The organism is Streptococcus oralis SK610, assembly GCF_000257455.1.
Lineage (GTDB): Bacteria > Bacillota > Bacilli > Lactobacillales > Streptococcaceae > Streptococcus > Streptococcus oralis_CB.
Genome location: NZ_AJKQ01000026.1, coordinates 1 through 26,880, shown reverse-complemented (window position 1 = coordinate 26,880; position 26,880 = coordinate 1). Strand labels below are relative to the sequence as shown.

30 protein-coding genes, 1 pseudogene and 1 other annotated feature are annotated in these 26,880 nt (G+C 39.1%); of the genes and pseudogenes, 25 read left to right on the top strand and 6 right to left on the bottom strand.

The features are described 5' to 3' along the window. Positions 1 to 10: 10 nt before the first annotated feature. From HMPREF1115_RS09910 to HMPREF1115_RS09870, 10 genes are all read left to right on the top strand, one after another. The gene (locus HMPREF1115_RS09910) at positions 11 to 946 is read left to right on the top strand and encodes a conjugal transfer protein (RefSeq protein WP_001243449.1); all 936 of its coding nucleotides are present in this window, start codon (positions 11 to 13) and stop codon (positions 944 to 946) included. A 5-nt stretch (positions 947 to 951) separates the two neighbouring features. Further along, complete coding sequence (locus tag HMPREF1115_RS09905; RefSeq protein WP_001173289.1) at positions 952 to 1,170, top strand: TcpD family membrane protein; 219 nt, start codon at positions 952 to 954, stop codon at positions 1,168 to 1,170. A 9-nt stretch (positions 1,171 to 1,179) separates the two neighbouring features. After that, positions 1,180 to 1,572 carry a TcpE family conjugal transfer membrane protein gene (locus HMPREF1115_RS0102270; RefSeq protein ID WP_000439933.1) on the top strand — a complete coding sequence of 131 codons (393 nt, stop codon included), beginning with the start codon at positions 1,180 to 1,182 and terminating at the stop codon, positions 1,570 to 1,572. After that, the gene (locus HMPREF1115_RS09900) at positions 1,556 to 4,060 is read left to right on the top strand and encodes an ATP-binding protein (RefSeq protein ID WP_000424143.1); all 2,505 of its coding nucleotides are present in this window, start codon (positions 1,556 to 1,558) and stop codon (positions 4,058 to 4,060) included. Before HMPREF1115_RS0102270 ends, HMPREF1115_RS09900 begins: the two co-directional genes overlap by 17 nt. Positions 4,061 to 4,070: 10 nt before the next feature. Further along, a complete protein-coding gene (locus HMPREF1115_RS09895) occupies positions 4,071 to 6,128 on the top strand; it encodes a hypothetical protein (protein ID WP_000739388.1) in 2,058 nt (685 codons plus the stop codon). Beyond that, positions 6,128 to 7,228 (top strand): phage tail tip lysozyme, encoded by a 1,101-nt coding sequence (locus HMPREF1115_RS09890; RefSeq protein WP_000516654.1) that lies wholly within the window; start codon positions 6,128 to 6,130, stop codon positions 7,226 to 7,228. The genes HMPREF1115_RS09895 and HMPREF1115_RS09890 overlap by 1 nt, the downstream gene beginning before the upstream one ends. A 19-nt stretch (positions 7,229 to 7,247) precedes the next feature. Further along, complete coding sequence (locus HMPREF1115_RS09885) at positions 7,248 to 8,069, top strand: LPXTG cell wall anchor domain-containing protein (protein ID WP_025171014.1); 822 nt, start codon at positions 7,248 to 7,250, stop codon at positions 8,067 to 8,069. Between the two features lie 57 nt (positions 8,070 to 8,126). Further along, the gene (locus HMPREF1115_RS09880) at positions 8,127 to 8,444 is read left to right on the top strand and encodes a hypothetical protein (protein ID WP_000373068.1); all 318 of its coding nucleotides are present in this window, start codon (positions 8,127 to 8,129) and stop codon (positions 8,442 to 8,444) included. Positions 8,445 to 8,632: 188 nt separating this feature from the next. Further along, on the top strand, positions 8,633 to 8,968 hold the full coding sequence (locus HMPREF1115_RS09875) for a DUF771 domain-containing protein (RefSeq protein ID WP_000422857.1): 336 nt from the start codon (positions 8,633 to 8,635) through the stop codon (positions 8,966 to 8,968). 37 nt (positions 8,969 to 9,005) lie between these two features. After that, the gene (locus HMPREF1115_RS09870) at positions 9,006 to 10,145 is read left to right on the top strand and encodes a site-specific integrase (RefSeq protein ID WP_025171013.1); all 1,140 of its coding nucleotides are present in this window, start codon (positions 9,006 to 9,008) and stop codon (positions 10,143 to 10,145) included. 266 nt (positions 10,146 to 10,411) lie between these two features. Here HMPREF1115_RS09870 and HMPREF1115_RS09865 read toward each other — a convergent pair whose 3' ends face one another. From HMPREF1115_RS09865 to HMPREF1115_RS09855, 3 genes are read right to left on the bottom strand one after another with little or no spacing between them, the layout of a single operon-like run. Continuing rightward, positions 10,412 to 11,410 (bottom strand): SAP domain-containing protein, encoded by a 999-nt coding sequence (locus tag HMPREF1115_RS09865; RefSeq protein WP_001009010.1) that lies wholly within the window; start codon positions 11,408 to 11,410, stop codon positions 10,412 to 10,414. A gap of 42 nt (positions 11,411 to 11,452) precedes the next feature. After that, positions 11,453 to 12,259: a sugar-phosphatase gene (gene yidA, locus HMPREF1115_RS09860; protein ID WP_000023493.1), complete on the bottom strand. Its 807-nt coding sequence runs from the start codon at positions 12,257 to 12,259 to the stop codon at positions 11,453 to 11,455. Positions 12,260 to 12,268: 9 nt separating this feature from the next. Then, positions 12,269 to 13,576, bottom strand: a complete 1,308-nt coding sequence (locus HMPREF1115_RS09855) for an HD domain-containing protein (protein WP_001003519.1) — start codon at positions 13,574 to 13,576, stop codon at positions 12,269 to 12,271. A gap of 71 nt (positions 13,577 to 13,647) precedes the next feature. Here HMPREF1115_RS09855 and HMPREF1115_RS09850 point away from each other — a divergent pair, with 71 nt between their 5' ends. Then, positions 13,648 to 14,025: a YwiB family protein gene (locus HMPREF1115_RS09850; RefSeq protein WP_002882573.1), complete on the top strand. Its 378-nt coding sequence runs from the start codon at positions 13,648 to 13,650 to the stop codon at positions 14,023 to 14,025. A gap of 24 nt (positions 14,026 to 14,049) precedes the next feature. Here HMPREF1115_RS09850 and HMPREF1115_RS09845 read toward each other — a convergent pair whose 3' ends face one another. After that, positions 14,050 to 15,132 (bottom strand): DEAD/DEAH box helicase, encoded by a 1,083-nt coding sequence (locus tag HMPREF1115_RS09845; RefSeq protein ID WP_002882570.1) that lies wholly within the window; start codon positions 15,130 to 15,132, stop codon positions 14,050 to 14,052. Beyond that, on the bottom strand, positions 15,129 to 16,106 hold the full coding sequence (locus HMPREF1115_RS09840; RefSeq protein ID WP_000915914.1) for a Gfo/Idh/MocA family protein: 978 nt from the start codon (positions 16,104 to 16,106) through the stop codon (positions 15,129 to 15,131). The genes HMPREF1115_RS09845 and HMPREF1115_RS09840 overlap by 4 nt, the downstream gene beginning before the upstream one ends. A 156-nt stretch (positions 16,107 to 16,262) precedes the next feature. Here HMPREF1115_RS09840 and HMPREF1115_RS09835 point away from each other — a divergent pair, with 156 nt between their 5' ends. From HMPREF1115_RS09835 to rpmA, 4 genes are all read left to right on the top strand, one after another. Next, on the top strand, positions 16,263 to 16,949 hold the full coding sequence (locus tag HMPREF1115_RS09835; protein ID WP_025171012.1) for a YoaK family protein: 687 nt from the start codon (positions 16,263 to 16,265) through the stop codon (positions 16,947 to 16,949). A 64-nt stretch (positions 16,950 to 17,013) separates the two neighbouring features. Beyond that, positions 17,014 to 17,134 (top strand) — a sequence feature (ribosomal protein L21 leader region). 34 nt (positions 17,135 to 17,168) lie between these two features. After that, positions 17,169 to 17,483 carry a 50S ribosomal protein L21 gene (gene rplU, locus HMPREF1115_RS09830; RefSeq protein ID WP_000109141.1) on the top strand — a complete coding sequence of 105 codons (315 nt, stop codon included), beginning with the start codon at positions 17,169 to 17,171 and terminating at the stop codon, positions 17,481 to 17,483. A gap of 15 nt (positions 17,484 to 17,498) precedes the next feature. After that, a complete protein-coding gene (locus HMPREF1115_RS09825) occupies positions 17,499 to 17,843 on the top strand; it encodes a ribosomal-processing cysteine protease Prp (protein WP_000613705.1) in 345 nt (114 codons plus the stop codon). Positions 17,844 to 17,859: 16 nt separating this feature from the next. Beyond that, positions 17,860 to 18,153 (top strand): 50S ribosomal protein L27, encoded by a 294-nt coding sequence (rpmA, locus tag HMPREF1115_RS09820; protein WP_000916509.1) that lies wholly within the window; start codon positions 17,860 to 17,862, stop codon positions 18,151 to 18,153. 145 nt (positions 18,154 to 18,298) lie between these two features. Here the strand turns inward: rpmA and HMPREF1115_RS12310 are convergent. Next, a pseudogene (locus tag HMPREF1115_RS12310) lies at positions 18,299 to 18,394 on the bottom strand (AraC family transcriptional regulator); the annotation flags it as partial. Between HMPREF1115_RS12310 and HMPREF1115_RS09815 the strand changes: the two are divergent. From HMPREF1115_RS09815 to rsmI, 10 genes are all read left to right on the top strand, one after another. Further along, on the top strand, positions 18,387 to 19,295 hold the full coding sequence (locus tag HMPREF1115_RS09815; RefSeq protein ID WP_001025717.1) for a LysR family transcriptional regulator: 909 nt from the start codon (positions 18,387 to 18,389) through the stop codon (positions 19,293 to 19,295). The pseudogene HMPREF1115_RS12310 and the gene HMPREF1115_RS09815 overlap by 8 nt on opposite strands. Next, positions 19,292 to 19,759, top strand: a complete 468-nt coding sequence (lspA, locus tag HMPREF1115_RS09810; protein ID WP_000745689.1) for a signal peptidase II — start codon at positions 19,292 to 19,294, stop codon at positions 19,757 to 19,759. The genes HMPREF1115_RS09815 and lspA overlap by 4 nt, the downstream gene beginning before the upstream one ends. Then, positions 19,743 to 20,642, top strand: coding sequence for an RluA family pseudouridine synthase (locus HMPREF1115_RS09805; RefSeq protein ID WP_000403232.1), 900 nt, complete (start codon positions 19,743 to 19,745; stop codon positions 20,640 to 20,642). The genes lspA and HMPREF1115_RS09805 overlap by 17 nt, the downstream gene beginning before the upstream one ends. Before the next feature lie 101 nt (positions 20,643 to 20,743). Beyond that, complete coding sequence (proB, locus tag HMPREF1115_RS09800; protein ID WP_000875722.1) at positions 20,744 to 21,853, top strand: glutamate 5-kinase; 1,110 nt, start codon at positions 20,744 to 20,746, stop codon at positions 21,851 to 21,853. A 10-nt stretch (positions 21,854 to 21,863) separates the two neighbouring features. Further along, on the top strand, positions 21,864 to 23,126 hold the full coding sequence (locus tag HMPREF1115_RS09795; protein WP_000252662.1) for a glutamate-5-semialdehyde dehydrogenase: 1,263 nt from the start codon (positions 21,864 to 21,866) through the stop codon (positions 23,124 to 23,126). A 3-nt stretch (positions 23,127 to 23,129) separates the two neighbouring features. Beyond that, positions 23,130 to 23,927 (top strand): pyrroline-5-carboxylate reductase, encoded by a 798-nt coding sequence (proC, locus tag HMPREF1115_RS09790; protein ID WP_001219232.1) that lies wholly within the window; start codon positions 23,130 to 23,132, stop codon positions 23,925 to 23,927. A 120-nt stretch (positions 23,928 to 24,047) separates the two neighbouring features. Further along, positions 24,048 to 24,686, top strand: coding sequence for a dTMP kinase (gene tmk, locus HMPREF1115_RS09785; RefSeq protein ID WP_000033368.1), 639 nt, complete (start codon positions 24,048 to 24,050; stop codon positions 24,684 to 24,686). Then, positions 24,683 to 25,573: a DNA polymerase III subunit delta' gene (locus tag HMPREF1115_RS09780; RefSeq protein WP_000806722.1), complete on the top strand. Its 891-nt coding sequence runs from the start codon at positions 24,683 to 24,685 to the stop codon at positions 25,571 to 25,573. The genes tmk and HMPREF1115_RS09780 overlap by 4 nt, the downstream gene beginning before the upstream one ends. Positions 25,574 to 25,609: 36 nt before the next feature. Further along, positions 25,610 to 25,927 (top strand): DNA replication initiation control protein YabA, encoded by a 318-nt coding sequence (gene yabA, locus HMPREF1115_RS09775; protein WP_000358227.1) that lies wholly within the window; start codon positions 25,610 to 25,612, stop codon positions 25,925 to 25,927. 2 nt (positions 25,928 to 25,929) lie between these two features. Continuing rightward, positions 25,930 to 26,808: a 16S rRNA (cytidine(1402)-2'-O)-methyltransferase gene (gene rsmI, locus HMPREF1115_RS09770; protein ID WP_001166895.1), complete on the top strand. Its 879-nt coding sequence runs from the start codon at positions 25,930 to 25,932 to the stop codon at positions 26,806 to 26,808. Positions 26,809 to 26,880: the final 72 nt, after the last annotated feature.

Here is a 26,880-nt window from a genome sequence, read left to right as displayed (position 1 = left end):
AGGAAAGATATTGAGAAATTTTGAATTGAAGAAACCACGAAAAGAAAAACAAAAGCAAGTCAAAATGAAGAAGGTAAGTCAAAAAAAATCGAATCAGTTTTTTCTATTTGGCTTTGCTTTTTTTCTGTTTCTCTGTGGTTTGACAATGTTTATTTCAATCAAGAGTGCTGTTAAGGTAAATGAAAAATTATCAAAAACAGAAGTGGTTGAAAGCAAGAAAGAAACAGACCGTAAGTTGGAACAGTTTTTAGATGGTTATGTAAGTAGATATTTTACTTATAATTCACAAGCTGGTTCGTCTGATGATGATGTTTCAAAACTGAATAACTATTATGGTAGTGTTCCTGATGTGAAGAATCAAGGTCAGTTGAAACAAGAAATGTCTGTAGTTAGTGCAAGAATGCTGACAGCGAAAGATGGTATCGCTGTTTATCGTGTTATTTATGATACGAAGAAAGATGATAAAAGCCAGCGTGTAGGGATTGAATTTTCGATTCCATACGGTGAAAAAGATGGTAAATATTATGTAGCTGGTTTGCCCTGGTTCTCTCCTGTGAGCGATTTTAAAGCTGATGGAGTAGAAAAGGATAGTATGGTCTCTTTGATTGCTAAAGATGATTTGGAAGAAGGAAAACGTAAAAAATTAATTTCTTTCTTGGAACTATTCTTTAAGAACTATACGACAAGTCAAGCAAACCTAGACTTGATTTCAAAAGATATTAAGTCTATTGGTGGTGCAACTTTCAAGAGTTTAGATTATACCTACTTTAAAGAAAAAGATGGTAAGATTCTTGCCTATGTGCAAGTAACCTTTGAAGTTGCAGGTACAACTCATAGTGAAAACTTTAGCTTTGAATTAAGAGAAGATAAAGATAGCTATTTCGTAGAAAAAATGGATCATACAATTCCATTAGATTATAACAAGAAAGATGATGAAGGAGAATAAAATAAATGGCATTATTTCAATTTTTAGTAGCAAAACTCGGTATTCCAGCAGTAGCATTCTTTGCTGGTACAAAAGCACTGAAGGCATGGAAGGATCAAAAATTGGGAACTATTTTTGTGACAATTATGATTGCTGGTTTTATTATTTACTTTTTAGACAATCCTGAAACTGTATTGAAGGCTACTGGCTCGCTTTGGTCTAAACTTGTAGAAGTGTTTAAGTAGGATTTTTGAATGGAAAGAAAAGACAAAAAGTTATATGTCTATACGACAGCATTTAGGCAGCCTGTGTGGGTTCATAAATTGAATGATGATTATAGTTTACCCTTTGCTGTTAAGATGTCAGCGATTGTCTATTGCCTAGTGATTCTAGTTATTGTGTGGTTTTTGCTAGGCTTTATTCCTTCCTTGGATTGGGGTTGGCGATTTATGGGTTCTCTATTTGCTGGTTGGCGATTTGGGAACTTGCTGGCTGATTACAAACTAGATGGGAAAACACTATTTAGATTCATTTATGAATATTTGATTTTTTGGAAGGAATACGATAGTCAAAGAAAGGAAATATATATTTGTAAAGGTATTAAACATGAGAAAGTGAGAATGATTAAGCGTGGAATTAACGAATAATATTTGGTCAATCGCTGATGGTTTGATTCTGCTGAAAGATGGAACGGTTTTGTCCGTATTTGAAGTTGAATCACAAATTGTCAATACGATTGAAGATAATAAGAAAGAGACAAGCAAAGATTTAGTCTATAATTGTTTGGCTAGTTTGCATGAGTACAATGATGTCAGTATTCATAGCTTACATATTGATTTAGAACTGGCGAAAAAGATTTCTTTATTGGCGCAAGATATTGAGCAAGGTCAAGGGACAAGTCCTTTGGGAAATTATGTGATTTCGACAATGAAGTCACGATTGGAAGAAGAAGTAAGCTATCTTTTTGAGTATAAGCATTATATTGTAGTTCCTTTGAAGTCGGTCAATGTGACCTCTGATTTCAAACTGACGATTGAACAGACGATTGCAACCTATCGTAAAAATGTTTTGAAGATGGCTGGTTTTGAAGAACTACCAAAAATTGATTGGTGGAAAACATGGCAGAATCAGAAAGATATGGTTCAGACGAAACTTCATGTTTTGAATGTGAAGGAAGTTGCGAAAGCAGACTTGGAATTACTGAATCGGCTTCATTTTCTTGGTGGTCAATACTATGATAAAGAAAGTGAGTTGATTGCACTTGAAAATTCTATTGAGAATGTAGATGAAACGATTATTGAGGTAGTGGACGGAAATGCTTTGAAGTTGACCAATGGTCAGGAAACAAGCTATGTGGCGACAATACCTGTTGTTTCTTATCCTAAAAATGTGTCTTATCTTCATTTGCAAGAAGAACTTCAAAATCTTGAATTTCCTGTAGATAGTGTGTATAAGATTCGATTTTCTACTCAAAAAGGTTTCTTCTCTTTATTTTCGAGGGCAAGAAACAAGCGTAAGAATCTTGGAAATACGGTAGAGGAAACAGCAGAAAATGATGATGTTCAAAAGATTGAAGTCTTGGAAAGCCATCAGTTGCTAGAAGATTTTCAGGAGAAACATGATAACAAAGAATTGATGATTACCTATCTTCATACCTTGACGATTACAGCAGACAGTTTAGAAGAACTGAATCTTAAATTTGATATTCTGTTTGCACGTTTGAAAGAGTTGGAAGTAGAAGTTGTCAAGGCTGTTGCTGATCGAATCTATCTGTTTTATAAGAGTAGATTGACAGAAATTCTTGATAATGGAAGGGAATCATTTCTTCAATATGGAAGCCTGCGTGGATTGTGTGAAAATCTTATGTTTACGACGAAAAAGGTTGGAACAGAAATAGGATTTCCTATTGGTCGAGTGGATAACGAAATTTCCTCATGGTATGGAGATTTTCAAAAGGCTCTTGATTCAAGTACCAATGTTGTATTTTCAAACTTGTTACAAGCTAACAAAATTGGAATTAAGGGGAAGGAAACAAGCAATCCTCATACAGCAATAACTGGATCAACTGGAAATGGGAAGTCATTCTTGACGAAGTTACTATTTACCTATCATTCGTTATTGAAAACAAAAGTGTTGTATATTGATCCAAAAGCAGAAATGAAAAGACAATATCAAGCTGTGCTTTCAAAACTAGAAGATGAAGGTAAATTTGAGGAATTGCAGGACTATATTAAGTCAATCAATTTTGTGACTTTGGATATGAAAGATAAGAAGAATCAAGGTGTACTTGATCCATTCTCTTTCTTACAAGATGAAGCAGAATTGACTGAGTTAGCAACTGTACTTGTTGGTTCTGTATTGGATAAAGATACCTATATCAAGGTTCAACCTTATCTGTTGGATTCGATTGATAAAGTGCTTGAACGTAGAAAAGCTGGTGAGAAAGTCGGTATGTTACAAGTCTTTGATGAATTGGAGAAAAATTCAAAAGAAGAAGTTGAGACTGCTGGATATTTTCTTAAACGAATTTCAAGAAATTCTTTACTTTCGCTTTGTTTTTCTGATGGTAGTCAAGATGTTCTAAAGGTCGATAATAAAATTACAATCGTTGAGATTACAGGTTTGGATATGCCAAAAGGCACGGATAAAGATGAAATGACTGAAACACAATTACGTAGTTTGACAGTTATGTATGCTTTGACTTACTTCTGTGCAATTTTTGGTGAACGTGAAAAAGATAAGGAAACCATGCTATACCTTGATGAAGCATGGCAAATCATGTCAACTCCTGCTGGACGACAAGTAGTGAATCGTATTAAGCGTACTGGACGATCATTCAATAACTTCCTAGTGCTGGTTACTCAGTCTGTAAAAGACTTTAAAACAAGCGAAGATGGAACTGGTTTTGGTACGGTATTTGCTTTCCCTGAACATTCTGAAACAGGGGCTATTTTAGAACACTTACGAGTAGAAGATGATGAATTGTCACGTGCTTGGCTTGAAAATCAAACAATGGGGCAATGTATTTACTATGATACATTTGGACGTAAGGAACGAATTACAGTAGATGGTACAATCTATCCTGAATTGATGGAGTTGTTTGAAACAGTAGAAACAGAATTGGTTGCAGTTTAAAGGGGGAAATATGAAAAAAAATATTTTACTAGTGTTGCTTTTACCTATTTTCCTCTTTCCTTCTCTTGTAAAAGCTGTAGATTTAGACCCAAAAATTGGTTATCCATATTTGCCTAATAATAATTTCAATATTATTGAATTTGATAAAAGTACCAAAAAGCCTGTTATTCGTGATTCATCTGAAAATGCAAAAGAATTGTTAGAAAGTGCTAAGAAGTCCTTGGAAGCAAAGGAAGCATTGAAGAAAGCAGAAGAAGAAAAGGGCAAATTGACTTATAAAAACTATAAGTCTAAAATGTCTGATCTCACAAGTAAAGCATACTTTGACAAAAAGTTCTTTGGATTTGATTCCAATATCAACTACTTTTTCAATTCGCTAGTTCAGGCTGTGTTTTGGGTTGGGAAACTGGTTTTCTATGTGGTTGCAGAAGTTTATATTGCTGTTGAGGGAATGAGTGATGTTTCTTCACTATTGAATGAAGCAGTAAAGAACTCTAGTAAGGTATTTTCTTCCTTGTTTAGTCAAGAAATAATCTATATGGTTGGCGCAAGTATGGCAGTCTATCTATTGTATATATTTGCGACTGGAAAAGGAAGTTTCCTCAAAACATTGATAAAAATGTTGTTGATTTATACTTGTATTGGAGTGTACTTTGTTCAGTTTCCTGTTAATGGTCAAAATAAATATCTGTTGACTCATGTTTATGACGCTTTTAGGACAACGACAATCACCTTGAATGGTGAAATTACGAAAACTTTAACTGGCGAAAGTAAAGATGGAGTAGAAACATACTTTTCAGAAACTTTGTTGAAGGGTTATAAGTATATGAACTCTCCTGTGAATGATAAAGGGGAGTTTGTACTTTCTGAAAAAGAGTTTGAAGATTTAGCTGGCTATAAGCAAGGTGACGGAGATCACTTAGTTGGTGAGAAGAAAATCAAGGATATTGCAAAAGATAAAGATCCTGAAAATAAAATGTTGAAAAATGAGTGGGGCTTGAAATTCATGTATGCCTTTGCTTCTGATGTTGATATTATTGTGATGGGGACGATTTATCTATTGCTCGGATTGTCACGATTCTTTTTCTTGATTGTATTTATTTTACTGATTGTATTGTTGCCATTTATTCTTCTATTGAGTTTGTTTCCTAAGATGGAGCATTTATTGATTGGATTTAATAAAAAAGCTATTTCAATGCTTGCCTTATCATCTATCATGCTTCTAGCAACTACATTATTTGCTTTCTTTTATAATACTTTAACTAGCTTTATTTCTAGCGCTGTAAGTGGAGATTTATTGGTTACGGTATTTCTAAAAGGTATCTTGTTATTCTTAATGTGGAAGTATAGACATTCACTTTTATCTGCTTTTTCAAGAGTGACTAATAGTCCTGTTGGCAAGATTGGTCGAGAAATCAGCAATTCTCAAGCAGTCAAAAACTTGAAAGAAAGAATTGGACGTACTGGAAAACTTGGCTTGAAATCAGGTAAAGACGGTTTGAAAGTTGGTGGTCAATTTGCTAAAGGTGGCTTGAAGTTGGGTAAAGATAAGTTGAGTGAAAATCTCAAAACTTTACGAAAAGAAAGTCCGTTGGTAGATAAGGTTGCTGAAAAAGGAGAAGCAGTCAAGAATCGAATGGATTCGATTAGAGAACATAAGAACAGTTCAGTTAATGCTTTGAAAGAAAAAGGAAATAAGGCTTTGTCTAGACTTTATGGAGTACGAGCCAATGCTTATAAAGAAGGAAGTGTTGATAGGAATGTGTTAGAAGGGAAGCAGGAATTAAGAGATAAAGAAGCAAAAAAATATGCTAGTCAGAAAAATGCTTCTCGTCAAGCAGTTCAGCGTTTGAAGGAAGAAAGAGCCAAAAAACGACAAAAGAGTTTTGAGGAAAAACAAGAAAAATCTGTAAAACAGAAAATGCAGAACACAAAGACTAACAGTCCAAAGGCACTTGGCAGAAGAAAATCTGTTGAATCAGATTCTAAAACTGATGTAACTGGTTCTAAACAATATAAGAGTAAGAAAGAAAAGAGGTTGAAAGCAAGAAGAAAGGTTGATATTTAATGGGTAAAAAAATAGCTAAACAGTTAGGCTTACTGATTGGAAGTCTTTTACCTATTCTTCTGGTGGTTATCTTAGTGATTGCGAGTATTATTGGGATTGTTTCTGCTGGTGGTTCATCAGATAGTACGACTGGAAAGAGAACAAGACTGACAGCGCAAGAAGTGGCTCAAAAAGCCAATATATCTGTCGAACGTGCAGAAGATGTGATTAAGATTCTAAACTGGCAACTATCAAGAGAAAAGTTTACTTTGGAAGGTGCTAGTGGTTCTCTTGCCAATGCAGAAAGAGAAAGTGATTTTGATCCAAAACTAACGAATCCGTCAGGTGGAGTAGCTGGATATTTTCAATGGTCAGGCTGGGACGGAAACACTATCAATGGTGATAGATGGGCGAATGCAAGTTCACGTACTTTAGATAGTACGGTGGAATTAGAATTAATGTCCTATGAATTGAATCATGGCTATAAGAAAGTCAAGGACTATATGCAAAAGGCGACTGATCCTTTTGAAAGTGCTAAGTATTGGTCTGAACATTATGAGGGTGTATTGCTTTCAGACGGTCAGACTAAGCTAGAAAAACTGGAAAAGGACAGTAAGAAATGGTATGAAGTCTTTAAGGGTACGATTGAATCTGATGGATCAAGTGGAAATGCAATAGCTGGTAGTTTGGATATTCCTGCTGGTCAAGTAGCTATGGAGATACCTAGTGGCTATTCGATTGACAAGGAGATTACCAAAGATGGCTATATCACTCAATCTTATCCGTATGGAGAATGTACGTGGTATGTTTTCAATCGTGCTAAAGAATTTGGAATACAGTTTGATCCCTACATGGGAAATGGTCAAGATTGGGCGCATAAGTCAGGTTACGAAGTAACGAATACTCCTACGAAGCATTCAGCAGTTAGTTTCCAAGGAACGCAAGCTGGTGGTCACCGTCTTTATGGTCATGTGGCATTTGTAGAAGATGTGAAAGATGATGGATCAATCTTGATTTCAGAATGTAACTTTGTTCAAAGTGGTCAAGGTACTGGAATCACAAATTATCGTGTATTTGGTGCTGATGAAGCAAGAAATTTTTATTATGTTATTGGAAAATAAAGAAAAAAGAGGAAAAGAAATGAATAAGAAATTTGTAACATTGTTGTCTGTGGCTGTATTGAGTACAGTTACTAGCGGAGTATACGCTGATGAAGTTAGTTTGGGTGGAAATGCTCCAACTTCATCAGATAATACAGGGTTAGTGGTTGCTGAAAAACCAATAGAATCACCTGTTGAGAAACCAGCGCCAAAAGTAACAGAAAATTTGGATTTAGGTGGAAGTTCTGATAAAGTACAAGATAAAGATAATACAGGAGTTGTTGTAGAGCCTACAACTCCGTCAGAAAAACCTAAGGAAAAAAAACCAAAAGAAGATAAGCCTTCTGAAAATCTTGGAAAAGATTCTGAGAAAGAGCAGGAAAAGGATAATACAGGAGTTGTTGTAGAGCCTACAACTCCATCAGAAAAACCTAAGGAAGAAAAATCGAAAGAAGAAACACCAAAAGAGGATAAGCCTTCTGTAGAAGATACTCCTGAAATCAAGGAACAGAAACAAAAGGCAGAAGAAAATGTGGGTGTGAAAGAAACTGATGATCCTAAGCCATTGAATGTAACGAAGGAAGAAATTCAGGAACAGCCGATTGAAACCAATACAGGTCATACAGTTGTATCTACGAATCAAGGGAAAGTAGTAGTAGAAACAGAAGAAGGTGATTATCAAGAAAAAGAACCTTATGAAATTGGGGCTGTGAAACAAAAAGACGGTACAATCGCTTTGAAAGATAAAGAAGGACAGTTAAAAGTTCTTCCGAATACTGGAACAGCAAGTACAATCTTTGCGACAATTTGGGGATTGCTTGGACTAGTTGCGACGGTTTATGGACGAATCAAAATTAAGTAGTTTAGTATGATAAGGCAGAGTAAAATCTGCCTTTTTTGTTTTTTTAAGGACTAGAAAATGGATCAAGTAGAATTGTTGAAAATGTATGCTGTAAGATTGGCTCAGAGATTAGGAGATAATCAAAAGTGCTTGGAATTTACAGCTAGTCGTGATACTGGTCATGGTATTGAAACGATGACAGCTGAGGTTAGTGAATATGGGAAAATTGTTAGGGTTATTTATTCTTATGAAGGATGTCACGCCAATCAAAAATTACCAAAAAGAAAATATGCTGGTGTTTCTGTATTGGTTGAGGAATGTTGTTCTTTTGATTTCACTAGAGGAGTAGCTTATACTTATTTTCCTGATATAGAAAAATTGTTAGAACAGTTATAACATAATTGAATAATTAGCATAGAAAGAATGGCAAGTCAGGAATGGCTTGCTGTTTTTTTGTCATTTTATGGATAAAAAATGAACATAAAGAAACCAGGATATGAGCAAAGATTCGGAATTGAGTTCAAAAAGTTCAACCAGGTATCAAGAATTTGTTCGGAAATTATAATTTTAGGAGCTTAAAAGAAATGGAATTACAAAAACAAGTATTTAATATTGAAGTTCCGATCCCATCTGATATGGTGTTGATTAGTCGATCTGAGTATTTAGACTTAATTCAAAAAGAGGAAGTAGGTCAATGGTGGACGATTGACAAAGTAGAGGAATTGTTGTCTATTAGTAAGACTAAATTAGTAAATGATATTTTGTTAAATCCTGCAATTAAAAAAGAGGTGGATATTGAACAGAATGAAGAAGGATTTGTTTTATATCCTAAAAGTAAAGGTTCACCGTATAGGTTTTTAGCTAGAAAGACAAGAGAATATTTTGATAAAAATTATCAAAAAATATCATTGATGTTATAATAGAGTGGTGATGATTGCCATTCAGAAAGGAGTTATAGTGGCAAGTTACAGACAGCGTGGAAAAAGTAAACTTTGGGATTATCGAATTTTCGATAAAAAAGGAAAAGTTGTTGCGACAGATTCAGGCTTTAAAACGAAGCGTGAAGCTATGATTGAAGCTCAGGAGAAAGAGAAGAAACTATTTCAGTCAAACTATACAGCACGATTTGACAGTAAGGCAACTTTATATGAGTTGTGGCAGGATTGGTATAACTTAGTGATTCTTCCGTCAGAAAAAGCGAAGGCGACAAAGGAAGGTTATTATGCAAGGGGGCAATCTTTAGAGAAAATATTTTCTGATATACCAGCAATGAGCCTTAATCATCAGGAATATCAGTCGAGATTGAATGAGTTTGGAGAAAAGGTAACGAAGGATCATTTGCGTAGAATCAATGCAGATATAAGGTCGGCTATAAAATTTAGTCAACGAAGTGGATTGCAGATAACAGATATTACAGAAGATGTTAAAATATTTGGTTTGGAAGCTGGGAATGTAGAAGATAAGTATATTCATAGTATTTCAGAATACAAAGATTTATTATCTCACTTACAAGGGAAGTTTAATTATAGGGAATCTGTGATTCCATATTTACTATATTTCTTATTTAAGACTGGGTTTAGGGTTGGTGAAGCTATGGCAGTGTGTTGGTCTGATATTGATTTTGATAATAAAACAATTAAAACATATAGACGATTTGTAGGAGATCGGCAAGAGTTTGTACCTCCTAAAACAAAGACTTCTATAAGAGAGATTCCGATTGATGATGATTTGATGGCTGTTTTGAAAGCATTACAGGTTGAGCAAGATAAAATTTTGTTTGATCGTGAAGAATTGAAGAAACACGATTTAGTATTCTATGATAGAAGGTATAAAATACCGACTAACTCAGGCTTGAATAAGAGTTTAAGAGTATGTTTATCAGAACTTGGAATTGGGAATCAGGAAATGACAGCGACAGCAGGAAGGCATACATACGGTTCATATCTTTTAGCTAAAGGGATTGATATTTGGGTTGTTGCTAGATTGCTGGGGCATAAAGATATACAGCAGATTATTAAAACTTATGGTCACGTATTGCAAGAGGTAATCGATAAGGAGTATGAATTGATTAGACAATTTATGCTTGATAAAGAATAAAAAAAGAAAACAAAAACTTTGACCAAAAATTGACCTATAACATACAAATATGTTGATTTAATAGGCTTTTAGAGGTGGGATTTAGTTCCTGCAGGGGGCAATAATTAGACATCAAAGAAGTTTGTCAAAAAGTCTTTGGAATGAAAAGAACGCATAATATAGGGGATTTGTCTCCATAATATTATGCGTTTTATTATTGAAAAATTTGGTCAATCTTCTGATAAAATTGAGACTATATCGAGTATATAAATATTTGTATAATCAATCTATTCAAAATCGTCAAGTTCTAAATTATTTAAAGGACTATAACATTCATATTTCTTTAAGTAATTATTTATTTCTTCAGCAGTGGAACAAGGTAAATTAAATCTTAAATAGTCAATATCTTCCTTAGATAAAAAATGAATCGCATTTAAAATTGAGAAGCGAAATAATGCCTCGTCAAAAGCAAAATCATAATCGTCATCAGATAATGATTCTATTAATGTTTGAATATGTTTTAGTGAGTAGTCAGATATCGAATCGGGATAATATACTGGATAATCCATGGCTGAAAAATTGTTTTCTAGTCCTGAAACTTTAATTATCAAAGATTCTATGTAATATATTAAAGAATGTTTAATATTACCTTCTTGTTCCAAATGTCTTCCCTGGGCATTTCGTGTGTTAGATAAGCATCCAAAATCTCCTGATATAGTATTCCTATGAGCTTGTTTATTTAAGAGACTCCATTTTACATCACCAAAAGTTGCTTTAAAAGAGATATTGTTTTTTTCTTTACAATAATCTTCCATAGTTATGTCTTTATCATAGTATGCTTTGATATAGTCATTATATTCGATAATAAGATTTTGTGCTTCTTTTGTTAGTTTAAATTCGAACGGAACATCTAATTTATCAATGTTAACATTATTAATTATTCTTGTGATTAATTCTGCTTTTTTTCCAGAAGTAGGCAAGTTGTGCTTAGATAATATAGTTTTTAATTCTACTACTTTAAGATATGATAAAGTCTTATTTTTAGTGAAGTATCCTAATTTGTATAATTGATTGTGTGTAGATTCAGGGTCAATTTGAAGAGAGTATTTAAAATATTTTGGAAAATTATAATTTCTCCCTGTTTTTTGAGTCCAATCTATGAGTATAAGTTGCCCAGGAATAAGACCGCAGTCTAATTTGTTTAGGTAAAAATTGTTACAATCAGAATTTGTATCCCTAGTATGATTATTTTGTTTTAAATTAAATAGTTTGCTAAAAAAATTCATTTGATTTTATTGCTAGTTAATTTTTATTGAAAAATAATAGTTTTACAATACCCAGGTACGGATAGCATGGGCTACGCCAGATTCGTCATTTGTTTTGGTGATGTATTTGGCGATTTTTTTGAGTTTTGGATTTCCATTTTCCATAACAACGGGATTTCCAACGACTTCCAGCATGGCACGGTCATTCTCTTCGTCCCCGATCGCCATGGTTTCATCTTTGGTTAATCCTAGTTTTTCAGCTAGATGGGTAATAGCTGAACCCTTGTCTACATTCTTTTTAAGGAGTTCGAGGTAGAAAGGAGCAGATTTGTTGATAGAGTAGCGTTCGTAAAATTCTGCTGGGATTTTTTCAATCGCAGCATCGAGAATTTCTGGTTCATCGATAAACATACATTTAACGATTTCTTTGTCAGCCATTTCTTCTGGAGTGCGGTAGAAAATAGGCATGCTGACGAGGGTTGATTCGTGCACCGTGTATTTTCCGATATTGCGATTGGCAGTATAGATACCGTCCTTGGTAATAGCGTGCATGTGGACACCGAGCTTACGACTGAGAAATTCCATATCCAGATAATCCTCATAGGCTAAAGATTCGCTGATAATCTCATGTCCAGTAGCAGTTTCTTGGACAAGGGCACCGTTGAAGGTCACGACATAGTCACCTTGGTCTCTTAATTGCAAGTCGTCTAGAAGTTTGGCAACACCTGCGATAGGACGACCCGTTGCAATCACGACTTTAACACCAGCTTGTTTGGCATCTTGGATGGCAGAAAAGACTTCCGGAGTGATTTCCTTCTTACTGTTGACTAGGGTACCATCGATATCGACGGCGATTAGTTTAATACTCATAAATTTCCTCTATTCGTTCTTATTTGGGGTAAAATGATCGTTCTCAATCAAGTGTAAAAATTGCTGGGTGATACTTGCGAAGATGCTATTTTGGTCCAACATTTCTTTCGGGAAATAGAAACGATTGTCTCCATGGCGGCTGCCAGCAAGGGATTGGACGATAGGAGACAGGCTAGAGAGTTCTGCCAGTTCTCCATTTTTTTGTAAAATTTCAATCTGAGTCCGTGGATTTTCAGATTCGGGGCGATAGATATCATAAGGAAGGTCAAAGTTCTTATGAATGGCAGTGTAGTAGTCTGGATCAAAGCCGATGTCCTCAACCAATTTTCTCATGCTAGCGAGTTGGTCTTGGTCTTCTTGTGAAAAAGTAATGGATTTAAAGACCTTGCGGTTGACAAAGCGTTGCGACAGGTCTGCAAGAATCTTATCAGGACTGGTCATCCAGAGCTGGAAGTAGGTATTCATCACACCATCATCCAGAGCCAGATAGTCAGATAGAGTAACTTTCTTTTCAAAAAAAGGTAGCAAATGAGGAGAAGTTCGTGAAAAGAAGTCCTTGTCCTCAGGATAGAGTTCCTTGGCACGTTTGAGGAGATTCTGCAGGAGAACTTCCATGGCGCGTGTTGCTGGGTGGAAATAAACCTGCATATACATCTGGTAGCGACTGAGAACATAGTCTTCGATGGCATGCATGCCATTACGCTGAAAGGCAATCCCATTTTCAACAGGACGAATGACTCGGAGGATCCGTGTCAAGTCGAATTCCCCATAAGATGCTCCTGTAAAATAGGAGTCGCGCAAGAGATAGTCCATGCGGTCTGCATCAATCTGACTGGAAATGAGTTGTACGACCTGCTTGTTAGGATAGGTATGGTCAATGACACTGGCTACCTTTTCCGGAAAGTCAGGTGCCACTTGTAGCAGAACTTGGTGAATCTCTGTCTCAGGACTTTGGATGATTTCCTGGGTAATGGCCTCATGATCTGTATCAAAGAGATGTTCAAAAGTATGAGAGTAGGCACCGTGCCCGAGGTCATGAAGGAGCGCAGCGGTCATGGTCAAGAGAGACTCAGCAGGATCCCATTCTTCAGGATATTTTTCTTCAAAAATCTCTGTGATACGACGAGCAATCTCATAGACCCCCAAACAGTGGGAAAAGCGACTGTGCTCACCACCATGGAAGGTATAGCTGGAAGTCCCTAGCTGTTTGATACGACGCAGACGTTGAAATTCTTTTGTATTGATCAAGTCGTATATGACTTGATTATTGACATGGATATAGTTGTGAACTGGGTCACGGAATACTTTTTCGTTCATATGACCATTATAGCAAAATCCTGCTCTTTTTGGTAAAATAGTAGGGCAAGAGAGAAGAAAGAGGATTTGATGTGAAGATTCGGATGCGAAATAGGATTCAGTTTGATGAACAGTTGGAAGTGATTGACCAGCTCTATGACGTGGAAGTGCGTGAAAAGGGGAATTATAGCTATTTACTTTTCTACAATGAAGAAAAGGAAAAAGTGGTTCTCAAGTTTCATAGTCAAGAACTGGTGATGACCCGTTTCTCGAGTCCCAAGACCATCATGCGTTTTCTAAAGGATAGTGATGGTTTGGCCTATATTCCTACTCCAATGGGGATACAGGAGTTCATCATTCATACAAGTCACTACAAACTGGATGGGCAAAAGATTGAGCTAGCCTATCAACTACAAAATCAAGAGGGACATCCCTTTGCCAGCTATCAATTAGAAATTACTTGGGGATAAGAAAAAGGTTGGCGAATGCCAACCTTATTTGATATAGAGTTCTTGGTTTTTTAGGACAATTTCACGTACACTTGCAAACTTCTTGAGTTTTTTAAGTTCTTCTGGATGGGTTACGAAAGTGATGACGTAGCCCTCTTTGCCCATGCGACCTGTACGACCAGCGCGGTGAGTGTAAGTTTCGATATCTCTAGGAATATCAAAGTTTACGACACATTCTAGGCTATCGATATCAATTCCACGAGCCAGAAGGTCAGTTGCAAGGAGAAGAGTTAGTTGCTTGTTCTTAAACTTTTCCAAGATAACTTTTCTAAACTTGACATTGACATCACTAGCGAGGGAAACAGCCAAGATATCCCGATACTGTAGTTTTTCCTCTGCGTTTCCAAGGTCTGAGAGGCTGTTAAAGAAGACCAGACCACGAAAATCCTCTACATGAGCTAACTTTCGTAGCATATCCACTCGGTGACGTTGGTCTACCTGCATGTAGAAATGTTGAATGTTGTCCAACTTTTGGTCAGAAAGATCGATGGTGCGCGTGTTTGGTGCAATATTTTCTTGGTCAAACTTGGTCGTCGCACTCATGTAGATGAGTTGATGGTCACGAGGTGCGTAGTGAGTGATTTTCTCAACAAAGTGAATCTGAGAATCATCGAGCAACTGGTCAAATTCATCTAGGATGATGGTTTCCACATTCATCATCTTGATTTTTTTCAATTTAATCAACTCAAAGATACGGCCAGGTGTTCCAATCAGAATTTCTGGTCCTTTTTTAAGACGTTCAATCTGGCGTTTTTGACTGGAACCTGATAAGAAGAGCTGAGCAGTCAAGCCGATAGCTTCTGCCCACGTTTTACACACGTCAAAAATCTGTCCAGCCAGTTCGGTATTTGGTGCTAGAATCAAGAGCTGCTGGGATTTTTTCTTTTTCAGTCTGAGTAGACTTGGGAGTAAGTAAGCGAGGGTCTTACCAGTTCCTGTTGGGCTCACTCCTAGGAGATTTTCTCCAGCAAGAATAGGCTCAAATAGTTGAGTTTGAATGGGGGTAAATTCTTGGAAACCGAGTTGGTCACTTAGTTCTTGCCATTCAGTAGGTAGTTTGGTTTTCATTTTTCTGCCTCAAATCTAATGCCAGCAGACTGGCGCATGGTATATAATAGGTCATGAACAGAACCTGCATCATCCAGCCAGTTCTGGTAAAGTGTCTGGTCTGGTTGCTGGATCATCTGTGCAAATGCTGCGACTTCCTCAGCCATCGTATGAGGAGCCTGTTGGATAGGGAGTTGAACTTGATTTCCTTGGTGGTCGGTAAAAATAGCTGAGTGGACATGCTCAATCGTGTTAAGGATCAAGGTTCCATCTGCTGTATAAATCTCGCAAGGAAGATTGGAAGTGATGTTTTTCCCAGCCTTGATATGAACTTGAAAGTCAGGGTAGAAGAGCATACCGTCTCCATTTAGGTCAATGCTATTGTCAAGCTGTTGAGCCTGGTAGGTCGCGTCTTGAGCCTTTCCAAAGAGACGAATAGCAGCGTAGATAGGATAAATCCCCAAATCCATAAGAGCTCCGCCAGCAAAATGGTCTGAAAAGACATTTGGAGTGTTTCCAGCGAGTAAGTCAGGCATCTTGGAAGAATACTTGGCATAATTGAAATCAGCTCCCAATACTTGCTTGTCTGCTAAAAAGTTTTTGATAGTGGTAAAAGCTTCCTCGTGGTAGTTTCGTGCCGCTTCAAAGATAAAACAGTGATTTTTCTCAGCTGTCTGTCTCAAATCCAGCCATTCATGTGGCTGAGTAACAGCTGGCTTTTCAAGAATGACATGCTTGCCAAAAGACAAGGCAGCCTTGGCTTGAACAAAATGCAAGGAGTTTGGACTAGCGATATAGACTACATCAAAGGAAGACTTAAAGAAGTCATCTAATTGATCAAAGAGCTGGATATCCTGATAGCGGGAAGCAAAGGTTGTGGCAGTTTCTAGTTTTCTAGAGTAGACAGCAACCAGCTGGTATTCTCCGCTAGCATGGGCTGCTTCTACGAAATGATGGCTGATAGCACCTGTTCCGATGACACCTAATTTAAGCATAGATACTCCTTTTCCGACTTCAAATCCTTCCTTCATTATAACACAGAAAAGAAGGACTATCCAACAGATGGTAAAAATTTTCAAATGGACTACGCTTTTCTCAAAGAAAGTGGTACAATATTGAAATGACTAAATGAAACTGAAATGGGAGTGAAAATGAGATTATTACCAATAAGAAAAATATCTCGTCAGTCTAAGAGACTAGCGCTTTTTTTGACCTTTTGTGCAGGATATGTCGATGCCTATACCTTTATCGTGCGAGGGAATACCCTAGTAGCAGGACAAACTGGGAATGTCGTCTTTCTTTCTGTCGGACTCATTCAACAAAATGTCTCGGATGCCAGTGCTAAAGTAATGACCTTACTTTCCTTTATGATGGGGGTATTTTTACTGACCTTGTATAAGGAAAAACTTCGAATTGTTAAAAAGCCGATTTTGTCCTTGATTCCTCTTGCAGTCCTGTCCCTAATTATAGGTTTTGTGCCACAAACGGTTGATAATATCTATCTCGTGCCGCCATTGGCCTTTTGTATGGGACTGGTGACAACTGCCTTTGGAGAAGTGTCAGGGATTGCCTATAATAATGCTTTTATGACAGGGAATATCAAACGTACCATGTTGGCTTTTGGAGATTATTTTCGGACCAAGCATACGCCTTTTCTACGAGAGGGCTTGATTTTTGTTAGCTTGCTTAGCAGTTTTGTCTTCGGAGTTGTTTTTTCAGCTTATTTGACGATTTACTATCAGGAGAAGACAATTCTAGGTGTTCCTTTTATGATGAGTATCTTTTACTTCAGCATGCTTTTTGCTTTTTGGAGGAAAAAAGGGAAAGAAAAAGCTTAATTTTAATTGATTTCACTTGTAAGAAAAAAGAAGATATGCTATACTTGAAGAGTTGACTATGCACAGTCCTGTGCAACCGCACGAACATCGTTTGCTCGTTGTATAACAAATTTAAATTTTGTTATACTTAGAGCTCTTCTTTTAAGTGGTTCGTCCCACGATGCTAGGCGAGTCTTCACAATAATACGGGGAAACCCTAAAAATCATAGGAGGTGCATAATGAGCACATACGCAATTATCAAAACTGGCGGAAAACAAGTTAAAGTTGAAGTTGGTCAAGCAGTTTACGTTGAAAAATTGAACGTTGAAGCTGGTCAAGAAGTTACTTTTAACGAAGTTGTTCTTGTTGGTGGTGAAAACACTGTTGTCGGAACTCCACTTGTTGCTGGAGCTACTGTAGTTGGAACTGTTGAAAAACAAGGAAAACAAAAGAAAGTTGTTACTTACAAGTACAAACCTAAAAAAGGTAGCCACCGTAAACAAGGTCACCGTCAACCATATACAAAAGTTGTCATCAACGCGATCAACGCTTAATTTTAAGGAGAACACATGATACAAGCAGTCTTTGAGAGAGCCGAAGATGGCGAGCTGAGGAGTGCGGAAATTACTGGACACGCCGAAAGTGGCGAATACGGCTTAGATGTCGTGTGTGCATCGGTTTCTACGCTTGCCATTAACTTTGTCAATTCCATTGAGAAATTTGCAGGCTATGAACCAATCTTAGAATTAAACGAAGATGAAGGCGGCTATCTAAAGGTTGAAATACCAGCGGATCTTCCTTCACACCAGAGAGAAATGACCCAGTTATTCTTCGAATCATTTTTCTTAGGTATGGCAAACTTATCGGAGAACTCTTCTGAGTTCGTCCAAACCAGAGTTATCACAGAAAACTAACACGGAGGAAAACATTATGTTAAAAATGACTCTTAACAACTTGCAACTTTTCGCCCACAAAAAAGGTGGAGGTTCTACATCAAACGGACGTGATTCACAAGCGAAACGTCTTGGAGCTAAAGCAGCTGACGGACAAACTGTAACAGGTGGATCAATCCTTTACCGTCAACGTGGTACACACATCTATCCAGGTGTAAACGTTGGACGTGGTGGAGACGATACTTTGTTCGCTAAAGTTGAAGGCGTAGTACGCTTTGAACGTAAAGGTCGCGATAAGAAACAAGTTTCTGTTTACCCAATCGCTAAATAAAAAGGTCCAGTGAACCTTTTTATCCCGAGCCTTGAAATGACAAGGCGAGGAAGCTAGAAGTAGCATTAAATAAGGCTTTCCGAGTTTTCGGAGAGCCTATTTTTTTGTTTTGATACCCATTTTGAATTTAATAGAGAATAGTTAGATTTAAACTTGCGATGGACACTTTTTTCTTTTTTGGAAAAATTCTGAAATATGGTATAATAAACAGATAGAGAAGTTGGGGGTAGAAGATGAATATTCAACAATTACGCTATGTTGTGGCCATTGCCAATAGTGGTACTTTCCGTGAAGCTGCTGAAAAGATGTATGTTAGTCAGCCGAGTCTATCTATTTCTGTGCGCGATTTGGAAAAAGAGTTAGGCTTTAAAATTTTCCGTCGGACAAGTTCGGGGACTTTCTTGACCCGTCGTGGTATGGAATTTTATGAAAAAGCGCAGGAATTGGTCAAAGGATTTGATGTTTTTCAAAATCAGTATGCCAATCCTGAGGAAGAAAAGGATGAATTTTCTATTGCCAGCCAGCACTATGACTTCTTGCCACCAACCATTACGGCCTTTTCGGAACGTTATCCTGACTATAAGAACTTTCGTATTTTTGAGTCTACTACAGTTCAAATATTAGACGAAGTGGCTCAAGGGCATAGTGAGATTGGAATTATCTACCTCAACAATCAAAATAAAAAGGGCATCATGCAACGGGTTGAAAAGCTTGGTTTAGAAGTTATTGAACTAATTCCTTTCCAGACTCACATTTATCTTCGTGAAGGGCATCCTTTAGCACAGAAAGAGGAATTGGTCATGGAGGATTTAGCGGATTTACCAACGGTTCGTTTTACTCAGGAAAAGGATGAGTATCTATACTATTCAGAGAACTTTGTCGACACCAGCGCGAGCTCCCAGATGTTCAATGTGACGGACCGTGCTACTTTGAATGGTATTTTGGAGCGGACGGATGCTTATGCGACTGGATCTGGATTTTTAGATAGTGACAGTGTTAATGGGATTACAGTCATTCGTCTCAAGGATAATCTAGATAACCGCATGGTCTACGTCAAACGTGAGGAAGTGGAGCTTAGCCAAGCTGGGACTCTTTTCGTTGAGGTTATGCAAGAATATTTTGATCAGAAGAGGAAATCATGAAAAAAAGAGGAATAGTGGCAGTCATTGTACTGCTTTTGATTGGGCTGGATCAGTGGGTTAAAGCCTATGTTCTCCAGCAGATTCCACTGGGTGAAGTGCGTTCGTGGATCCCCAATCTCGTTAGCTTGACCTATCTACAAAATAGAGGAGCAGCCTTCTCTATGTTACAAGACCAGCAGTGGTTTTTTGCTATCATTACCTTGGTTGTCATGGCAGGTGCCATATGGTATCTACATAAGCACATGGAGGACTCTCTCTGGCTGGTTTTTGGACTGACTTTGATCATCGCGGGAGGCCTGGGTAACTTTATTGACAGAATGAGTCAAGGTTTTGTGGTGGATATGTTTCACCTAGACTTTATCAACTTTGCGATTTTCAATGTTGCTGACAGCTATTTGACAGTTGGTGTCATTGTTTTATTGATTGCAATGCTTAAAGAGGAAGTAAATGGAAATAAAAATTGAAACTGGTGGGCAACGTTTAGACAAGGCCTTGTCAGAACTGACAGAATTGTCACGCAGTCTCGCTAATGAACAAATTAAGGCTGGACAAGTCTTGGTGAATGGGCAAGCCAAGAAAGCCAAATACACTGTCCAAGAGGGGGATATCGTCACCTACCATGTGCCAGAACCAGAGGTTTTAGAGTATGTGGCTGAGGATATTCCGCTCGAAATTATCTACCAAGATGAGGATGTGGCCGTTGTTAACAAACCTCAGGGGATGGTGGTTCATCCGAGCGCCGGTCATACAAGTGGAACCTTGGTCAATGCCCTCATGTATCATATAAAAGACTTGTCAGGTATCAATGGTGTTCTCCGACCGGGTATCGTTCACCGTATTGATAAGGACACGTCGGGTCTCCTCATGATTGCGAAGAATGATGAGGCCCACTTAGCACTTGCCCAAGAACTCAAGGATAAGAAGTCTCTCCGCAAATACTGGGCGATTGTTCATGGCAATCTTCCCAATGATCGTGGTGTGATTGAAGCTCCGATTGGTCGTAGTGAAAAAGATCGTAAGAAACAGGCAGTGACTGCTAAAGGGAAGCCAGCAGTGACTCGTTTTCAAGTCTTGGAACGCTTTGGAGATTATAGTTTGCTAGAGTTGCAACTGGAAACAGGGCGTACTCACCAAATCCGTGTTCATATGGCTTATATTGGCCATCCAGTCGCTGGTGATGAAGTCTATGGTCCTCGTAAGACACTGAAGGGACATGGGCAATTTCTCCATGCTAAGACTCTAGGCTTTACTCATCCGAGAACAGGTGAAACCTTGGAGTTCACAGCAGATATTCCAGAGATTTTTAAAGAAACGCTGGAAAGATTGCGTAAAACTGAGAATAGATAAAAGAGTTGAGATGCCTTGTCTCAACCTTTTTCATTTCAAGTCTTTTCCATTTTAAAGTATTCATGTTATAATGGATAAATATGAAGAATCGGAGTGAGAATATGAAGTACAAACGAATCGTCTTTAAGGTAGGGACTTCCTCCTTGACAAATGAAGACGGGAGTTTATCAAGGAGTAAAGTAAAGGCAATTACCCAGCAATTGGCTATGCTACATGAAGCTGGACATGAGTTGATTTTAGTGTCATCTGGGGCAGTTGCCGCTGGATTTGGAGCTTTGGGTTTTAAAAAACGTCCGACCAAGATTGCAGATAAACAAGCTTCGGCTGCAGTTGGTCAGGGACTTTTGTTGGAGGAATACACAACCAACCTCCTCATGCGCCAGATTGTTTCTGCACAAATTTTGTTGACACAAGATGATTTTGTAGATAAACGCCGCTATAAGAATGCCCATCAGGCCTTGTCTGTATTGCTTCATCGTGGTGCAATCCCCATCATCAATGAAAATGACAGTGTCGTCATTGACGAACTCAAGGTGGGTGATAATGACACTCTGAGTGCCCAGGTAGCGGCGATGGTTCAGGCGGATCTCTTGGTTCTCTTGACAGACGTGGATGGTCTCTATACTGGCAATCCCAACTCAGATCCAAGAGCTAAACGTCTTGAGAAAATCGAGACTATCAATCGTGAGATTATTGATATGGCTGGTGGAGCAGGTTCTTCAAACGGAACTGGGGGCATGCTAACAAAAATCAAGGCTGCAACTATTGCGACGGAGTCAGGGGTGCCAGTCTATATCTGCTCGTCCTTGAAATCAGATGCCCTGATTGAGGCAGCTGAGGAGACCAAGGATGGTTCCTTCTTTGTTGCGCAAGGGAAGGGACTTCGTACCCAGAAACAATGGCTGGCCTTCTATGCTCAAAGTCAGGGAACGATTTGGGTAGATGGTGGAGCTGCAGAAGCACTTTCAAAAAACGGAAAAAGTCTCCTTTTATCAGGTGTGGTAGAAGTGGAAGGAAACTTCTCTTACCATGATATTGTCACAGTAGCAGATAAAGAAACAGGTCAATCTCTTGGAAAGGGACGTGTCCAATTTGGCGTCTCAGCCCTAGAAGATATGCTCCGTTCTCAAAAAGCTAAGGGAGTCTTGATTCACCGTGATGACTGGATTTCCATCACTCCTGAAATCCAGCTGCTCTTTACAGAATTTTAGAGGTGCAAAGATGGTAAGGACACAAGAACAATTCGAACAGGTACAGGCTGTTAAAAAATCAATCAATACTGCCAGTGAAGCAGTGAAAAACCAAGCCTTGCTAGCCATGGCTGATCACTTATTGGTAGCTACTGAGGAGATTCTAGAAGCCAATGCCCTTGATATGACAACTGTCAAGGGGAAAATTTCAGATGTTATGCTAGACCGTCTTTATTTGGATGCGGGTCGAATCCAAGCGATGGCAAGAGGGATTCGTGAAGTGGTTACTTTACCAGATCCCATTGGTGAAGTCCTAGAGACAACTCAGCTTGAAAATGGCTTGGTTATTACTAAGAAGCGTGTGGCCATGGGGGTTATTGGTATTATCTATGAAAGCCGTCCAAATGTGACGTCTGACGCGGCTGCTTTGGCTCTTAAAAGTGGAAATGCGGTCGTTCTTCGTAGTGGTAAGGACGCCTACCAAACTGCTCATGCTATTGTCACAGCCTTGAAGAAGGGCTTGGAGACGACTACCATTCATCCAGATGTGATTCAACTAGTAGAAGATACCCGTCGAGAAAGTAGCTATGCCATGATGAAGGCCAAGGGCTATCTAGACCTTCTCATTCCTCGTGGAGGGGCTGGTTTGATCAATGCCGTGGTTGAAAATGCTATCGTACCTGTTATCGAGACAGGAACTGGTATTGTCCATGTTTATGTGGATAAGGATGCCGATGAAAACAAGGCTTTATCTATCATCAACAATGCTAAAACCAGTCGTCCTTCTGTCTGCAATGCTATGGAAGTTTTGCTGGTTCATGAAGACAAGGCAGCAAGCTTCCTTCCTCGCTTGGAACAAGTTCTGGTTGCAGATCGAAAAGAAGATGGGCTGGAACCGATTCAATTCCGCTTGGATGAGAAAGCAAGTCAGTTTCTTTCAGGTCGAGCAGCTGAGGACCAAGACTTTGACACTGAGTTTTTAGACTATATCTTAGCGGTCAAGGTCGTGAGCAGTTTAGAAGAAGCGGTTGAGCATATTGAAGCCCATAGTACCCATCATTCGGACGCCATTGTGACAGAAAATGCTGAAGCTGCGGCTTACTTTACAAATCAAGTTGACTCTGCAGCGGTTTATGTTAATGCTTCAACGCGTTTCACTGATGGAGGTCAATTTGGTCTTGGATGTGAAATGGGGATTTCTACTCAGAAATTGCACGCGCGTGGTCCAATGGGCTTGAAAGAGTTGACCAGCTACAAGTATGTGGTTACTGGTGACGGACAGATAAGGGAGTAAGAGATGAGGATTGGATTTATCGGTTTGGGGAATATGGGTTCTAGCTTGGCGAAAGCTGTCTTGCAGGCCAAAACGGGTGCTCAGATTCTCCTTGCCAATCGTAGTCAAGCGAAAGTAGATGCTTTCATTGCCAACTTTGGTGGTCAGGCTTCCAGCAATGAAGAAATCTTCGCAGAAGCAGATGCGATTTTTCTAGGAGTAAAGCCTGCGCAGTTTTCTGAACTGCTTGCTCAATATCAGACCATTCTTGAAAAAAGAGAGAGTCTTCTTTTGATTTCCATGGCGGCTGGATTGACCCTGGAAAAACTAGCCAGACTTCTGCCGATTCACCACCGGATCATTCGCATCATGCCCAATACTCCAGTGGCTATCGGCCAAGGAGTGATTAGTTATGCCATGTCAGCAAATTGTCGTGCTGAGGACAGGGAACTCTTTTGTCAGCTTTTAGCCAAGGCTGGCCTCTTGGTTGAACTTGGGGATGACTTAATCGATGCTGCGACAGGTCTTGCAGGCTGTGGACCAGCCTTTGTCTATCTCTTTATCGAAGCCTTGTCAGATGCAGGTGTTCAGACAGGATTGCCCCGAGAAATGGCTTTGAAAATGGCAGCCCAAACAGTAGTTGGCGCTGGACAAATGGTTCTTGAAAGCCAGCAACATCCTGGAGTTTTGAAAGACCAAGTTTGCAGCCCAGGTGGTTCGACTATCGCTGGTGTAGCATGTCTGGAAGAACATGCCTTTAGAGGCACCGTCATGGACGCAGTTCAGCAAGCCTACAAACGAACACAAGAACTAGGTAAATAAGAGGTTGGATGACTCCCAGCCTCTTTTATGGTCGATTGAATGGAGAAGGCACAAAAAGATTGTCACAAAAATCTATTTTTTTGATAGAATAGAAGGTAGAAAAAAAGAAATGAGTTAGACATGTCAAAAGGATTTTTAGTCTCTCTTGAGGGACCGGAGGGAGCAGGAAAGACCAGCGTTTTAGAGGCTCTACTCCCAATTTTAGAGGAAAAAGGAGTAGAGGTGTTGACGACCCGTGAGCCAGGTGGAGTCTTGATTGGAGAGAAGATTCGGGAAGTGATTTTGGATCCAAGTCATACTCAGATGGATCCTAAAACAGAGCTTCTTCTCTATATCGCCAGTCGCAGACAGCACTTGGTCGAAAAAGTTCTGCCTGCTCTTGAAGCTGGTAAGTTGGTCATTATGGACCGCTTCATCGATAGTTCTGTTGCTTATCAGGGATTTGGCCGTGGCTTGGATATTGATGCCATTGATTGGCTCAATCACTTTGCAACAGATGGTCTCAAACCCGACTTGACACTCTATTTTGACATCGAAGTGGAAGAAGGACTGGCTCGTATTGCTGCTAATAGTGACCGCGAGGTCAATCGTTTGGACCTAGAAGGCTTAGACCTACACAAGAAAGTCCGTCAAGGCTATCTTTCTCTTCTGGACAAAGAAGGAAATCGCATTGTCAAGATTGATGCCAGTCTTCCTTTGGAGCAAGTTGTGGAAACAACCAAGGCTGTCTTGTTTGACAGAATGGGCTTGGCTAAATGAAACAAGATCAACTAAAGGCTTGGCAACCAGACCAGTTTGACCGCTTTGTCCGTATCCTAGAACAAGACCAGCTCAATCACGCCTATCTCTTTTCAGGTTTCTTTGGAAGTTTGGAAATGGCGCAGTTTTTGGCTAAGAGCCTCTTTTGTACGGATAAAGTAGGCGTTCTACCATGCGAGAAATGCCGAAACTGCAAGCTGATTGAGCAGGAAGAATTTCCCGATGTTACCTTGATTAAGCCAGTCAATCAGGTCATCAAGACAGAACGCATTCGGGAATTGGTGGCTCAGTTTTCCCAAGCAGGGATTGAAAGCCAGCAACAGGTCTTTATTATCGAACATGCGGAGAAAATGCACCCCAACGCGGCTAATTCTCTGCTCAAGGTCATCGAAGAACCCCAGAGTGAAGTTTACATTTTCTTCTTGACCAGCGATGAGGAAAAAATCTTGCCAACAATCCGTAGTCGGACCCAGATTTTCCATTTTAAAAAGCAAGAAGAAAAGCTCATCCATCAATTAGAACAAGCAGGTCTAGTTAAGAAAAAAGCGACTCATTTAGCCCAGTTTAGTCAATCGCGTGCTGAAGCAGAAAAACTGGCAAACCAGGCAAGTTTTTGGACCTTGGTGGATGAAAGTGAGCGCCTGCTGACCTGGTTATTAGCCAAGAAAAAAGAAAGTTATCTCCAAGTTGCTAAATTAGCTAGCTTGGCAGATGACAAGGAAAAACAAGATCAGGTCTTGCGTATTCTCGAAGTTCTTTGTGGGCAGGATCTCTTGCAAGCAAGAGTAAGAGTGATTCTACAAGATTTGCTAGAAGCTAGAAAAATGTGGCAGGCTAATGTCAGCTTTCAAAATGCTATGGAATATCTGGTCTTAAAAGAAATATAAACTCAATGAAGGATAAAGAAAGGAAAGGGCTGGTTTATGGATAAGAAAGAATTATTTGATGCGCTGGACGATTTTTCCCAACAGCTACTAGTGACCTTGGCCGATGTGGAAGCCATTAAGAAAAATCTCAAGAGCTTGGTAGAGGAAAATACAGCTCTTCGCTTGGAAAATTCTAAGTTGCGCGAACGCTTGGGTGAGGTAGAAGCAGATGCTCCCGTCAAGGCCAAGCATGTTCGTGAAAGCGTCCGTCGAATCTATAAAGATGGTTTTCACGTATGTAATGATTTTTATGGACAACGCCGCGAGCAGGATGAGGAATGTATGTTCTGTGACGAGTTGTTGTATAGGGAGTAGGCATGCAGATTCAAAAAAGTTTTAAGGGGCAATCTCCCTATGGCAAGCTTTACTTAGTAGCAACGCCGATTGGCAATCTAGATGACATGACCTTTCGTGCCATCCAGACTTTGAAAGAGGTGGACTGGATTGCAGCTGAGGACACGCGCAATACAGGGCTTTTGCTCAAGCATTTTGACATTTCGACCAAGCAGATTAGTTTTCATGAGCACAATGCCAATGAAAAGATTCCTGATTTGATTGAGTTTTTGAAAGCGGGACAAAGTATTGCTCAAGTTTCCGATGCGGGTCTGCCTAGTATCTCAGATCCTGGTCATGATTTAGTTAAGTCAGCCATCGAAGAAGATATTGCAGTTGTCACAGTTCCGGGTGCCTCTGCAGGGATTTCTGCCTTAATTGCCAGTGGCCTAGCACCACAACCACATATCTTTTACGGTTTCTTACCGAGAAAATCAGGCCAGCAAAAGCAATTTTTCGACTTGAAAAAAGATTATCCAGAAACTCAGATTTTCTATGAATCGCCCCACCGTGTAGCAGATACGCTGGAAAATATGCTAGAAATCTATGGTGACCGCTCGGTAGTCTTGGTCAGAGAATTGACCAAAATCTATGAAGAATACCAACGAGGCACCATTTCTGAGTTATTAGAAAGCATAGCTGAAACGCCGCTCAAGGGCGAGTGCCTTCTTATCGTTGAAGGTGCCAGTCAGGATGTGGAGGAGAAGGACGAGGAGGACTTGTTTTCAGAAATCCAAGCGCGAATCCAGCATGGCATGAAGAAAAATCAAGCCATTAAGGAAGTTGCGAAACTCTACCAGTGGAATAAAAGCCAGCTCTACGCTGACTACCACGATTGGGAAGAGAAACAATCCAACGAATAAACAGGGAAGTTTGCCTTCTTCCCTTTTTTTGTTATACTAGTAGAAGAAAAATTAGAAAGATTTGTGGGAGTG